Origin of the sequence: Campylobacter concisus (assembly GCF_003048875.2) — a bacterium.
In the GTDB taxonomy this organism is placed as follows: Bacteria; Campylobacterota; Campylobacteria; order Campylobacterales; family Campylobacteraceae; genus Campylobacter_A; species Campylobacter_A concisus_AU.
Map to the genome: position 1 here is coordinate 27,000 of NZ_CP049264.1, position 13,661 is coordinate 40,660.

Genomic DNA, 13,661 nt, shown 5'->3' on the forward strand with positions numbered 1-13,661 from the left:
TCAAATTTTAGCGTTTAAGTCCCACTCGATGGGCGTTTTGCCGTGGTTTGCTAGGTAGATATTTGCCTTTGAAAAGTGTCTGCAGCCAAAAAACGCCCCACGAGCTAGCGGACTTGGGTGGGCTGCTTCTAAGATGAGATGCTTGCTGGCGTCTATTAGCGGCGCTTTTGCCTTGGCTGGGTTGCCCCAGAGAATAAAAACTACGTTTTGTAAATTCTTACTTATCTTTCTTATGACGGCGTCTGTAAAGCCCTGCCAGCCAAAGCTAGCGTGAGAATTTGCCGCTCCAGCACTTACGCTTAAAGTCGAGTTTAGTAGCAGCACGCCTTGCTTTGCCCACTTTGTAAGATCGCCGCTATTTGGCTCTTTTATGCCAAGGTCGGCGTAAATTTCTTTGTAGATATTAACAAGGCTTGGCGGTACTCTCACGCCACTTGGCACTGAAAAGCTTAGCCCCATGGCTTGATTTGCGCCGTGATATGGGTCTTGGCCTAGGATGACGACCTTTACGGTGTGAAACGGCGTTAGATTAAATGCGTTAAATATAAGCCCGCTTGGTGGATAGACGACGCCAGCACTCCTTGCTTTTAAGAAATTCTCTTTGATGCGAGCGAAATTTTCACTCAAAAACTCATCTTTTAGCACCTCTTTCCAGCTTGGCTCGATCTTTACGTCATCTAAATTTATCTGCATTTTCCTACCCTTTTTTGTTTTAGCGGTATAATTTTAACTAAATTTATCCAAAGGAAAGAGCGGTGTCTGAGCAAATTTTTAATAAAATCCACGATCTTCTTAGCAAAAATGAGGCTAAATTTAGAGTGATAGAGCATGAGAGTGCTAGGACTTCAGAGGAGGTTGCTAAGATAAGGGGCACGAAGATGAGTCAGGGCGCAAAGGCGCTGGTGTGCTCTATAAAGGGCGTTAGTGAGGAGAAATTTAGGCAAATTTTTAAAGATGAAAATGTGCTAGATAGCTACTTGCTAGATGATGAAAAGCCCGCGATGAAGGCTGGTAAAATTTACTTGCTCGCTGTCTTGCCAGCTGATGAGCAGGCTGATCTTGACGCGCTTACGCAAAAATTTGATGGTAAAAGAGTAAGCCTTGCTAGCCCAGATGAGGTCACAGCGCTTGCTGATTGCGTATTTGGCTCGGTTCCGCCATTTAGCTTTCATAAAAATTTGCACCTTGTCGTGGATGAGAGTTTGTTAGAGCGAAACGAGGAGATCGCCTTTAATGCAGGGCTTCTTGATAGATCGCTCATCTTAAACGCAAAAGACTATGCCAGGATAGTAAAGCCAGTGTTTGTTAAATTCGCAAAAGAAAAGTGCTAGGCTAACCACTTCCTAGCACTAAATTTGTCGGGAGAAAAATGAATTTAAGTAATGCAAAGACGAGAAATTGCTAAATTCATTTCAATGACAAATATTATCAGGGATAATCTTAAAGTATAATAAATTATATTGATAAAATATGCATATTTTAGGGATATTTATCTTTATATATAAAAAAATATATTTTTAAAAATCTAAAAATTTTAATTCAAATTTCTACTAAATTTAAAAAGAATTTATAAAAATTTGCTTAGCAATTATTAAGTTTAGCTTAAAGCCCATTTTGATAAAATCCTTAATCGTTCTTTTATCGTAAAAAAGACAATTTGATATAAGGAAAAACAATGAGCGATATCATCGCATACAAACTAAATGGCGAAATAGTCGATACTCAAAGTATCGCAGGGCGTGAGAGTAGTGCTGAGCCTGTCTATTTCGACAACTCAAAAGAGGCGCTACACGTTATCAGACACTCCTGTGCACACCTAATGGCACAAGCTATCAAATCACTCTATCCAAAGGCGAAATTCTTTGTCGGACCAAACGTAGAAGATGGATTTTATTATGATTTTAGAGTTGATGAAGAGGGCACGAAGCTGGGCGAGAGCGATCTAACAGCGATCGAAGATAAGATGAAAGAGCTTGCTGAGAAGAAATTTGACATCGTTAAAACATGCTCAACTAAAGCTAATATGAGTGAGAAATTTAAAAACGACGATCTTAAACAAGAAGTCTTAAAAAGAATCCCAGATGGCGAAGTGAGTAGCTATCAGCAAGGCGATTTTGAAGATCTTTGCCGCGGACCACACCTGCCAAATACCAAATTTTTAAAATTTTTCAAGCTTACACGTGTGGCTGGTGCGTATCTTGGCGGTGATGAGACTCGCGAGATGCTAACTAGAATTTATGGCACAGCTTACGCAGACAAAGAGAGCCTAAAAGAGCACATCCGCATCATCGAAGAGGCTAAAAAGCGCGATCATAGAAAGCTTGGCGTCGAGATGAAGCTATTTACATTTGATGAAGAAGTGGGTGGCGGTTTGCCTATCTGGCTACCAAATGGCGGACGCTTAAGATCAAAACTAGAGCAACTTTTATACAAAGCTCACCGCGACCGCGGCTACGAGCCAGTACGTGGTCCTGAGCTTTTAAAGGCTGACGTGTGGAGAAGAAGCGGCCACTACGCAAACTATAAAGAAAATATGTACTTTACAACGATCGATGAGACAGAGTATGGCATCAAGCCGATGAACTGCGTTGGTCACATCAAAGTCTATCAAAGTGACATCCGCTCTTACCGCGACTTGCCGCTTAAATTTTTTGAATACGGCGTCGTACACCGCCATGAGAAAAGTGGCGTGCTTCACGGACTTTTCAGGGTTAGAGAATTTGCGCAAGATGACTCACATATCTTTTGTATGCCAAGCCAGATCAAAGAAAATATCTTAGAAATTTTAAAATTTGCTGGTACGATAATGGAGAATTTTGGCTTTCATTATGAGATGGAGATTTCAACCAAGCCAGCCAAAGCGATAGGTGGCGATGAAATTTGGGATACTGCTACAAAAGCGTTAAAAGAAGCTCTTGATGAAAATGGCTTTAAATACGGCATCGACGAGGGCGGCGGCGCATTTTATGGACCAAAGATCGACATTAAGATAACTGACGCGCTTAAGAGAAAGTGGCAGTGTGGCACGATACAAGTGGATTTTAACTTGCCAGAGCGCTTTGATCTAGGCTACATCGATGCAAATAACGAAAGACAGCGCCCTGTAATGCTTCACAGAGCCTTGCTTGGCAGTTTTGAGAGATTTATAGGAATTTTACTTGAGCACACTGCTGGCGAGCTACCATTTTTCATAGCTCCTACGCAAGTCGTCATCGTGCCTATTAGCGACGCGCATTTAGACTATGCAAAAGAGATTTCACGCGAGCTAAGAAAGATCAACGTCGATAGCGAGATCGCAAGTAAAAATGAGAGTTTAAATAAGAGAATAAGAACGGCAGAAAAACAAAGGGTGCCTATGATAGTCGTGCTAGGAGACAACGAAGTAGCGAACAAGAGCGTTGCGTTGCGCGACAGACAGGCTAGGACGCAGAGCGATATGAGCTTGGCGGAATTTATAAATTTAACGAAGGAGAAACTTAGTGAGGTACATTTTTGAGTAAGGAAAATGAAGTATTGCTCAATGAGGACATAAGGGCGAGAGAGGTAAGATGTGTAGGGGATGATGGCACAGCATACGGTGTCATCTCAAGAGATGAGGCTTTAGAGATCTCAAATAAGCTTGGGCTTGATCTAGTGCTTATAGCGCCAGATGCGAAGCCGCCAGTTTGCAAGATAATGGACTACGGCAAATTCCGCTATCAGCAAGAGAAAAAGCAAAAAGAGGCCAAGAAAAAGCAAAAAACCATCGAGATAAAAGAGATAAAACTCTCTGTCAAGATCGCCCAAAACGATATAAACTACAAGGTTAAACACGCAAGCGAGTTTTTGCAAGATGGCAAACACGTTAAATTTCGTGTATTTTTAAAGGGTCGCGAGATGAGCACCCCAGAGGCTGGCGTAGCCATGCTTGAGAAGGTCTGGGAGATGATCAAAGATGAAGCTGACCGCGACAAAGAGCCTATAATAGAAGGTCGTTATGTAAATATGCTTGTAACTCCAAAAAAGGGTTAAATTTCTACAAAGAGCAGGCTAGGGCTTGCTCTTTTTCATTAAATTTTTAATACAAAAACTCACAAATAACTATTTCTCAAAAAATCTATCATTTTATATCTGCTAAATTTATGCAAGGGCGTTTTGCTGGGTTGATGTGGCTTGTGGTTAAATTTTGTAGGATGAATTTAGACGCGGCTTAAATTTAGTAAATTTTGATTTTTGCTTGCTGGAATTTATTCGCTTTGTTATCGCTCGCATGCGTGCTGTGCTAAAACTTTGTGTGAGTTTGTAAATTTAAGTGTTTGCGTGGGTGTTTGAAACCAAATTTTGTCTAATCGCAGGCTAAATTTGGTAAGAAACTCGATTATTTGTAGCTTAAATTTAGCAAAATTTAAATTCTCTTGTTCGAATTTGATTATCTTACTTCACTCACAAAAGCGCTGTGCTAAAAACTTCTTGCGAGTTTTAAATTTCGTTTTTTATATGCTTGCATGAGAGTTTTTAAGCTAAATTTTGCCTATGAGCTAGACTAAATTTGGCAAGGGGGATATCGCTTTGATAAATACTTTTCGCAAACGTTTTTACTACTTCAGTTTTTATTTGATGAGCAAATTTGGTAAGAAACTTGATTATTTGTAGCTTAAATTTAGCAAATTTTAATCTTTGCTTAGCAGAATTTAATCATTTTGAGACCGCTCGCGTGGGGTTGCTTTATTGAAATTTGACCAAGCAAACGCAGCCTATTAGAGTAAATTTAAACTTCTTGTGAGTTTATAAATTTATGGTGCGTGTGCGAGTTATTTAAATTAGATTTTGCCTATGAATTAGCTAAATTTGGCAAAAAGAACATCGTTTTAATGACGCTTTTTACAAAATGTTTTGGCTACTTATGGTTTTAAGTGGTGACTAAATTTGATGAGAATTTGCTTATTTGTGGGTTAAATGCAGTAAATTTCAATTTTCGCTTACCAAAATTTATCCCACCTCTTTTCTGCCAAACCTTATACGAGTGATTTGTTGAAATTTGACTGGGTAAAGTCGCCTAGTAAAGTAAATTTGATAACCATCTTGTGAGTTTATAAATTTATGGTGCGTGTGCGAGTTTTTAGGCTAAATTTAGTAAGAAATTCGCTTGTTTGTAGTTTAAATTTATAAAAGAGAATTTAGGCTGGACGAGCCTAAATTTACTAAATTTCATAAGCCATTTCTTGCCAAAAATGCTCTGTTATCTGCTTGAGAAATTTTAGGTCTTGCTCGCTTTCTGGTAGGATTTTGTCATTTAGCCTTACTATTTTGAAGTTGCAAGCGCTATGAAAATTTCTCTCGCAACTCATTTGTTGCAAATTTCTTCATCACCAAGTAGCCACGCATAGGCAGCATAACTTTGTGCAATCAAGCAAAATATCTACAGGATGCTCCACGGCAAAAGCTTTCAATTTTACTGCTCAAACCTCGCCACTCCACCATTTGCCGCCATATCGGCTCTTTTGACAAAATTTATACTAAAAGCTCTAAAAAAAGTGGTATGCTCGCTACCCTAGTGAAATTTAACCAAGCTTCAAATTCACATCTGCCACGCCAGCGAAAATTTGCCAAAATGAACACCGCATAAAATGCTTCAAACTAGCGTAAATTTGCTAGCTTGCTAGTAAAATTTGCCGTGCAAAAGTCAAACTCTCTTTTAGCTAAAAATCCAGCAAGCCTTATATTGATTTACGCCCAAATTTAGCTTGGACGTAAATTTACAGAGCCAAATTGGCCTACACATATCCTTGATCTATCATCGCATCAGCCACTTTTCTAAAGCCAGCGATATTTGAGCCAAGCACCAAGTTGCCCTCATCTCCAAACTCTTTACTTGTTTCGTAGCTTAGTTCAAAGATGTGGTTCATGATGCCATGAAGTTTGCGATCGACCTCTTCAAAGCTCCACGAAGTCATGCCGGCATTTTGCATCATCTCAAGTCCGCTCGTGCCCACGCCGCCAGCGTTTGCTGCTTTTGCTGGAGCAAAGTGAAAGTCTTTTTGCGCAAGCATGAAATTTATCGCATCAAGCGTGCTTGGCATGTTCGCGCCCTCAGCCACGAAGCGGCAGCCATTTGCGTAAAGCACTTTTATGTCAGCTAGGTGAAGCTCGTTTTGTGTCGCGCATGGGAAGGCTCCGTCACATGGCACGTCCCAGACGCCGTTTCTACCCTCTTTATACTCGCTCACGCTTACATATTTTGCGTTTGGTCTAAATTTGGTGTATTCGCTAAGGCGAGCGCGCTTCACTTCTTTTAGCTCTTTAAGCACCGCTAGATCGATGCCCTCAGCGTCATAGACGTATCCGTTTGAGTCAGAGACGGTGATAGGCAGTGCGCCTGCTTGATAGAGCTTTTCGACTGTGTATATGGCGACGTTTCCGCTACCGCTGACGCTGCATTTTTTGCCCTCAAGCGATAGACCAGCTTTTTTTAGCATGTTTTGTGTGAAATAGACTAGTCCGTATCCAGTGGCCTCTGTGCGCGCTAGACTGCCGCCCCAGTTTAGCCCCTTGCCAGTTAGGATGCCATCAAATCTGCCAGTTAGCTTTTTATACTGACCAAACATATAGCCGATCTCTCTAGCGCCCACGCCGATGTCGCCTGCTGGCACATCCACGGTGTTGCCGATGTGGCGATATAGCTCGCTCATAAATGCTTGGCAAAAGCGCATTATCTCGCCTTCGCTCTTGCCTTTTGGATCAAAGGTGCTGCCGCCTTTTGCGCCGCCGATATTTACGCCAGTGAGCGAGTTTTTAAAAATTTGCTCAAATCCAAGAAATTTTAGCACGCCAAGATCGACGCTTGGGTGGAGCCTTAGACCGCCCTTGTATGGGCCAACAGCTGAGTTAAACTGCACGCGGTAGCCGTTATTTACCTTTGGTCTGCCATCGTCGCCTGTGTATGTCACGCGAAAGATCACCGTGCGCTCAGGGATGACGATGCGCTCTAGGATCGCGTGTTTTTGGTACTTGCTCTCTCTTTTGATAAGCGGCTCTAGGCTGTTTAGAACCTCAGTCGCAGCTTGGACAAAGACGCCTTGACCTGGGTTGGTCTTCTTTATCCACTCCATCGTTTGTTCGATGTACTCGCTCATTTTTGCTCCTTTTTCCTTTTTTTGTAGTTAAATATTAACTCGGCTAGAAAAAATTTTTATTTAAAGATATTTTAATATTTTTATTTTAGGCAATGAGTGTTACATATCGAAACTAAATTTATAAAAAGTGGTTTTTGCTTTGGTTGCTAGGATAAATTTATAAAATTTACTAAATTTGCGTCATCTCTTGCCAAAAATCAAGTGCTGTGTCGTCTGCTTGGACAAAATTTAGGATTTGCTGGGCTGATGGCATAGTTTCATCATTTAGCCTTGCTATATAGGTGCTAGCAATCGCTATGAAAAATTTTTCAAAGTCGCTCGCAACGCGCCTGCTGCAAAGCTCCTCATCTTCAAGTAGCCACGCATAGACCGCACCACTCGTGCAATCAAGCAAAAATATCCACGGATCACCCACGGCAAAAACTATCAAATTTGCTGGGCGAGCTTCACCCTGCCACCATTTGCCTCCAAACTCATCTACGCTGTTTAGGCGCACTAGCTCGCTCGTGTAGTCGCCTCTGGAGCCAAAACTGACATTGCAAATTTCAAAATTGCCAAGCTCAAATTTACTTAAAAGCTTTGTAAATTTGGCTGGGAAATTTACGCCAAGGCTCTTTTGTGCTTGCATAAATGCCGAAGCGTCCTTTTGTGGCAAAAGCCTCATGCCAGTCATGCCTTCTTGCTCTAGTGGCAAGAAAATTTGATCTAGTTTTCTAGCGATCTCGTCTAATTTTAAAAACATATCGCTCCTTAAATTTGCTAAATTTGGCAAATTTTATCAAATTTAGCCCAGTGTGCTTTTAAATTTGGGTTATAATCGCCATAAATTTAAGGAGATAGCGTGGTTAGATCATATCCTCTTGATATGCCTGGCGTGGAGTTTCGCGGACACGGCGTGACTGGCATTTACGAGATGAATGGGCGCATTGCATTTGTGCATTTTGCTTTTGGGGTGCCTAGCGAGCTAGAGACAGCTCAAAAACTAACGCCAAACTACGTGCTACTAGATACATTTTCGCGCGACTTTAGTGAGCATAAAAGATCAGTGCTAACCTACAAACAAAGCGAAATTTTTATAGCTAGCAATGCGCGTTGCTACCCAGAAAATGGCTACTTCATGCTAAATACTAGATACTACAAGGGCTACATAAACTCCCCAGCAAAGCTCATAAAGATATATGACGGGCAGATGAGCGAGCTCGGCGTTGCTAAGGAGCCCATAAAAGAGATATATAACGACGCTAAAACGTATGAATTTGATGGCTTTTGCGTGCGAATGAGCTCGCCATTTATGATGGAGTGCAAAGAAATTTTGGGCGGCGCAGAGCTCAAAATCGAAGCAAAAGATGAAAATTTAAACGCTAATTTGCCGCCCAAAGAGCAGGGCGCAAGGATAGGCAAAACCATCTGGCGGCTAAAGCTTGGCGCATATCTCTACACGCCAGTTTGCCTGAATGATGGGATGCTTTACTTTGGCACCGCTGGCAAGGGCGGAGATCTATACGCCGTGGATGCAAAAAGTGGCGAGGTGATGTTTAAGTTTAAAACCAGCGGCACGGAGCATTTTGTTTGGGCCGAGGGTCAAATTTTACTTGCAAACCGCAAAAATAAGCCAGTTTTGATAAGTGCTAAAGATGGCTTGCTTTTAAAAGAGATAGAGTTTGAGAAATTTAGCCTTAGCGCAGATCAGATCATGCTAGTAAGTGGTGGCAGGCTCTATGCTGTGGCAAATGACGGAGCTAAAATTTACGCAGTTTGCGCGGAAATTTAGCCTTGGCGAAATTTATCGCCAAAGCCGCAATAAGATAAATTTATCTCTTCTTTTTATATCTTTTTATCGCCTCTACTATGACCTCTTCTAGGTCGTCATTTGGCTCTTTGTTCATATCATCGTAGGTATTTTCAAGGATGGTTTTTAAGTTTTTCTCAACGTAGCTAGTATCGAAAAATCCCCTTCTAAATTCCTTACTCTTGCTGATCGTTAGCAAAAATGGGATGATAGTTCGCACGCCCTCGATGGTAAATTCTTCAAGTGCTCTTTCAAGCTTATTTACTGCAAGATCATAATCAGTCGCCTTGACGATCAGTTTTGCGATAAGTGAGTCGTAAAATGGCGGTATGGTGTAGTCTTTATATACGTGGCTATCGACGCGCACAGATGGGCCAAGAGCTGGGTAGTAGCCCTCGATCGTGCCTGGTGCTGGGATGAAATTTTCCCAGACATTCTCAGCCGTGATCCTTGCTTCTATCGCGTAGCCTCGTGGTTTGATGTCGCTTTGCTCTATCTCTAAAATTTCACCTGCTGCTATCCTTATCTGCCTAACGACAAGATCGTGGCCTGTGATCTCTTCGGTGATGCCGTGCTCCACTTGGATACGGGTGTTCATCTCCATGAAGTAAAAGTTGTTGTAGTCATCTAGCAAAAACTCGATCGTTCCGACGTTTGAGTAGCCCACAGCCTTTGCAGCAGCCACTGCGGTCACACCCATGATCTTTCTTAAATTTTCGCTAATCGATGGGCAAGGTGCGATCTCGATGATCTTTTGGTGGCGCCTTTGGATAGAGCAGTCACGCTCGCAAAGGTGGATGATGTTGCCGTAGTTATCGCCTAAAATTTGAAACTCGATGTGGCGAGGATTGACGACAAGCTTCTCCATAAAAACTTCGTCGTTGTTAAAGTATGCTTTTGCCTCTCTGGTGCATGACTCAAAGGCATCTTGCATATCTTCTTCTTGCCAGACCTCCCTGATACCACGGCCACCACCGCCACCGCTTGCTTTTAAGATGACTGGATAGCCGATGCGCCTAGCGTGCTCTTTTATGGCGTCCATGCTCTCATCATTTAGCTTTTCAGTGCCTGGCACTATTGGTATGCCGTTTTTCTTCATCAGATATCTAGCGATGTTTTTATCGCCCATTTTCTTGATGACTTCAGCCTTTGGACCTATGAAGATAAGCCCAGCGTCCTCAACCGCCTTTGCAAATTCGTAGTTTTCGCTTAGAAAGCCGTATCCTGGGTGTATCGCGTCAGCCCCGCACTCTTTTGCAAGCTTTACGATAGCTTTGGCGTCAAGATAGCCTTTGATCGGATCTTCGCCCACTTGATAGGCCTCATCAGCGATCCTTACATGCAAGCACTCGCTGTCTGGCGCTGTGTAAATTCCTACGCTTTGGATGTGTAAATCCCTACAAGCTCTGACTATCCTAACTGCGATCTCACCACGATTTGCGATAAGAATTTTATGTATCATAGGCTATCCTTTTTGAGTTTTTCTTATCATATAACTATTCGTTTTATTTTTAGATAAATTTGTTAAGTCTGGTTTTAAAATTTGAGTGCAAAGGCTAAATTTACACTCAAATTTCTTTATTTGCTGATGATTTGTGGGAAAGGTGTGGCTAGGGCTTTTTTACTAAAGTCTTGCGACTCGATCGTGAAATTTGTAGCAAATCTTTGAATGCCCTCTTTTTTATAAGCACGCCTTTGGATGGTAAAAAGGACTAAATTTCCGCCTTGTTTAGTGTAGCGATATATCGAGTGCTCGGCTGTTGGCACGCCATTTAGGTTTGAAAATATCGTTATATCAAGATAAATTTCATTTGCGAGCGAGCCCTTTTTATAAGCCACTTTTAGCCCTTTTGCTTTTAGTTCTTTTAGATCATTTATCTTTTGCTCGACTGCTTGCTCTGGCGTAGCGTCAAATTTAAGGGTATTTAGCGAGAGCATGTAGCTAAAACTATCTAGCTTTTCGCCAGGTAGCAAATACTCCTGCGTGAACAAATTTGGCACAGGCTTGGCTGAGCCTGCTAGCGAGTAGAGTCTGTTGTCAAATTTTATCTGCATCGGCTCAAAATACTGAGTAGCTGCGAGCAAGAGCGCTGGCAAAGCGATAAATGCTAAAAATTTCTTCATCAAATTCCTTTAAAATGGATTTACTATCATTACCCAGATGATGATGAGCATCGCGATAGTTGGCACTTCGTTGTAAGCTCTAAAGAAGATGCCACTTTTGTTACAGCGTTTCTCTTTGAGCTGCTTCATGTAGCGTCCAAGGTCTAGGTGATAGATAGCCATCAAGATGACAACTAAAATTTTGACATGGATGTGACCAGTTTTTATAAGATCAGGCATCGCGATAAGTATCAAAATACCAGTGACAAATGAGCCGATGAGTGCGACCCAGCCGATGTAGTGATACATCTTGTACTCCATCACCTCAACCACTTTTACAAAGTCAGGCTTGTCCATATTTTCTACGTGATAAACATAGAGCCTTGGCTGATAAAACAGCACTGCCATCCACGAGATGAAAAACAAATAGTGGAGGTATTTTAAGTAAAGATAATATTCTGCCATAACGTCTCCTTATCTAAAAAGTATCTCTTTTCTAGCTTCAAATTCAGCCTTGCTGATCGCACCGCTCTCAAAAAGCTCGTAAAGCCTTTTTAAGTCATCTTCTTTATCTTTTAGTTTTAGTCTCTCTTTTAGCTCGACTTTTTGTAAATTTTTCTCGACATAAGCGCCAACTAAAAATGCATCTATAAGCCACCAAATGCCCCAGATAGCTAAGAATGGTATGCCTATAATGAAATAAAACGTAGAGTAGCCAACGAAAAATAGTCCCATCATCAAAAAGCCAGTGATAAATTTACCAAGGTAAATTCTATGCGCCCCAAGCCAGCCAGTAAGTAGCCAAAGCGCGTATGCGACGTAGATATTATTTCCCACTCTCTCTCCTTTTTCTAAAACTTTGCCAAAGTATCATCACGACGCAAAGATCGATCATCACATCAGCGAAGTTAAAGACCGCAAAGTTAAACCACTTGTGCCAAAAGACATAATCCACGACGCCGCCATGAATAAATCTATCTGTGATATTTGAGCTGCCAGCTCCTAGCAAAGCCCCAAGCCAAATGGCATGTGAGCAAAGCAGTTTTTTTTCAACGACCAAATAGACAAAAACGCCTAAAATGAGGGCTATCTGGATAAATTTAAGCCACTCATCTAAAAAGGCAAACATCGAAAATGCAACACCCTTATTATATGTAAGAACTAGCGAGAAAAACTCGCCCTCCCACGAAAAACCATCTATAAATATCATCTTTATCGCTTGATCAACGATAAAAATGAGAAAAAACGCGATGAAAAATTTAACTAAGCTTTTACGCATTTAGGGCTTTTACAAAAAATTTCTCAACTTCATCCATGCGTTTTTCAACTAAAGTTTGATTTTTACCCTCAAGCAAAAGTCTGATCAAATTTTCAGTGCCAGAGTATCTAAAGAGCGATCTTATGCCCTCTTTTGCGAGGCTAGCCTCAAGCTCTTTTAGCCCCTCTATCTTATCAAGCGGCTTTTTCTCTGTGATCTTTAAATTTAGTAAAATTTGTGGATACGGCTTTAGCTCGCCAAAAATTTCACTAGCTTTTTTGCCTTTTTTAAGCATCATAGCAACTACTTGCATCGAAGTAACAAGACCGTCGCCAGTCTTAGCGTAGTCGTTAAAAATGACGTGACCGCTTTGCTCGCCGCCAAAATTTATGCCATTTTCTTTCATCATCTCAAGCACGTATTTATCGCCTACGTTTGAGCGAAGTAGCTTGATCTTGTGAGCTTTTAGATAGTCATCAAGTGCGGCGTTACTCATCACCGTAGCCACGATAGCTCCACCTTTTAGCGCCTTTTGCTCGTGTAAAAATGCAGCTAGTGAGCCAAGTATCGCGTCGCCATGCACAACTTCGCCGTTTTCATCGACAACGACAAGCCTATCAGCATCGCCGTCAAATGCGAAGCCGATGTCAGCACGAAGCCTTTTTACCTCGCTTGCTAGATCTTCTGGGTGAAGCGCGCCGCAGTTTTGGTTGATATTGCTACCATTTGGCTCATTGTTTATGACGATGACATCAGCTCCAAGCTCGCTAAATACAGTTGGTGCGACCTTATAAGCAGCTCCGTTTGCCACGTCTAAAACTACTCGTAAATTCTTTAAATTTAGCTCTTTTGGGAATGAATTTTTGATCTGCACGATATATCTGCCGATAACATCATCTATCCTCTTGTTTGCACCGATCTCTGTCATCGTTTTTTGGGCGTTTGCGATGAGCTCATCGTCGTAGAAGATTTTTTCTATCTCGGCCTCTATCGTCTCATCAAGCTTGTTGCCAAAGCTGTCAAAAAATTTGATGCCGTTATCGTAGTATGGGTTGTGTGAGGCGCTTATCATTATGCCAGCATCACAGCGCATATTTTCTGTTAAAAATGCGATCGCAGGTGTTGGCATAGGGCCTATTTGAAGGACGTTGTAACCAACCGCAGTTAGTCCTGCAACGATGGCAGTTTCGATCATATAGCCACTTTTTCTAGTATCTTTTCCAACCAAAATCACATTTGTCGCTGAGGTCTTTCTAAAGTAAATTCCAGCAGCCATTGCAAGGCGCATAGATGTTTGAGCTGAAAGCTTTTCGCCAGCCTTACCACGAACTCCGTCTGTTCCAAAAAGTTTCATCAATTTATCCTTTTTATTATAAAATGGTGCTATTTTATCAGAAAT

14 protein-coding genes are annotated in these 13,661 nt (G+C 41.6%); 4 read left to right on the forward strand and 10 right to left on the reverse strand.

Translation table 11 applies throughout. From position 1 onward, the window contains the following. On the reverse strand, positions 1-693 hold the full coding sequence (ung, locus tag CVT07_RS00165) for a uracil-DNA glycosylase (protein ID WP_107936108.1): 693 nt from the start codon (positions 691-693) through the stop codon (positions 1-3). A gap of 62 nt (positions 694-755) precedes the next feature. On the opposite strand from ung, the gene CVT07_RS00170 reads away from it, so the two are divergent. From CVT07_RS00170 to infC, 3 genes are all read left to right on the forward strand, one after another. Continuing rightward, positions 756-1,331, forward strand: a complete 576-nt coding sequence (locus CVT07_RS00170; RefSeq protein ID WP_107936110.1) for a YbaK/EbsC family protein — start codon at positions 756-758, stop codon at positions 1,329-1,331. 344 nt (positions 1,332-1,675) lie between these two features. After that, a complete protein-coding gene (thrS, locus tag CVT07_RS00175) occupies positions 1,676-3,496 on the forward strand; it encodes a threonine--tRNA ligase (RefSeq protein WP_107936112.1) in 1,821 nt (606 codons plus the stop codon). Then, positions 3,493-4,011 carry a translation initiation factor IF-3 gene (gene infC, locus CVT07_RS00180; protein WP_009295104.1) on the forward strand — a complete coding sequence of 173 codons (519 nt, stop codon included), beginning with the start codon at positions 3,493-3,495 and terminating at the stop codon, positions 4,009-4,011. The genes thrS and infC overlap by 4 nt, the downstream gene beginning before the upstream one ends. 1,169 nt (positions 4,012-5,180) lie before the next feature. On the opposite strand, the gene CVT07_RS00185 is transcribed toward infC, so the two are convergent. From CVT07_RS00185 to CVT07_RS00195, 3 genes are all read right to left on the reverse strand, one after another. Beyond that, complete coding sequence (locus tag CVT07_RS00185; protein ID WP_196375736.1) at positions 5,181-5,327, reverse strand: hypothetical protein; 147 nt, start codon at positions 5,325-5,327, stop codon at positions 5,181-5,183. A 426-nt stretch (positions 5,328-5,753) separates the two neighbouring features. After that, the gene (gene gdhA / locus CVT07_RS00190; protein WP_103597829.1) at positions 5,754-7,112 is read right to left on the reverse strand and encodes an NADP-specific glutamate dehydrogenase; all 1,359 of its coding nucleotides are present in this window, start codon (positions 7,110-7,112) and stop codon (positions 5,754-5,756) included. 169 nt (positions 7,113-7,281) lie between these two features. Further along, positions 7,282-7,854 (reverse strand): SMI1/KNR4 family protein, encoded by a 573-nt coding sequence (locus tag CVT07_RS00195; RefSeq protein WP_107936114.1) that lies wholly within the window; start codon positions 7,852-7,854, stop codon positions 7,282-7,284. Between the two features lie 99 nt (positions 7,855-7,953). Between CVT07_RS00195 and CVT07_RS00200 the strand changes: the two genes are divergently transcribed. Then, positions 7,954-8,883 (forward strand): PQQ-binding-like beta-propeller repeat protein, encoded by a 930-nt coding sequence (locus CVT07_RS00200; RefSeq protein ID WP_107936116.1) that lies wholly within the window; start codon positions 7,954-7,956, stop codon positions 8,881-8,883. A gap of 40 nt (positions 8,884-8,923) precedes the next feature. On the opposite strand, the gene CVT07_RS00205 is transcribed toward CVT07_RS00200, so the two are convergent. The 6 genes from CVT07_RS00205 to glmM form a co-directional block, all read right to left on the reverse strand. Further along, entirely contained in the window at positions 8,924-10,363 is a 1,440-nt protein-coding gene (locus CVT07_RS00205; protein ID WP_004317286.1) for an acetyl-CoA carboxylase subunit A, read from the reverse strand. Positions 10,364-10,479: 116 nt separating this feature from the next. After that, positions 10,480-11,025, reverse strand: coding sequence for a hypothetical protein (locus CVT07_RS00210; protein WP_021092665.1), 546 nt, complete (start codon positions 11,023-11,025; stop codon positions 10,480-10,482). 9 nt (positions 11,026-11,034) lie between these two features. Then, the gene (locus tag CVT07_RS00215; RefSeq protein ID WP_004317437.1) at positions 11,035-11,469 is read right to left on the reverse strand and encodes a CopD family protein; all 435 of its coding nucleotides are present in this window, start codon (positions 11,467-11,469) and stop codon (positions 11,035-11,037) included. A 9-nt stretch (positions 11,470-11,478) separates the two neighbouring features. Further along, the gene (locus CVT07_RS00220) at positions 11,479-11,841 is read right to left on the reverse strand and encodes an NINE protein (RefSeq protein WP_012000991.1); all 363 of its coding nucleotides are present in this window, start codon (positions 11,839-11,841) and stop codon (positions 11,479-11,481) included. Continuing rightward, entirely contained in the window at positions 11,831-12,283 is a 453-nt protein-coding gene (lspA, locus tag CVT07_RS00225; protein ID WP_021086998.1) for a signal peptidase II, read from the reverse strand. Before lspA ends, CVT07_RS00220 begins: the two co-directional genes overlap by 11 nt. Continuing rightward, positions 12,276-13,616 (reverse strand): phosphoglucosamine mutase, encoded by a 1,341-nt coding sequence (glmM, locus tag CVT07_RS00230; protein WP_004317384.1) that lies wholly within the window; start codon positions 13,614-13,616, stop codon positions 12,276-12,278. Before glmM ends, lspA begins: the two co-directional genes overlap by 8 nt. Positions 13,617-13,661 lie beyond the last annotated feature (45 nt).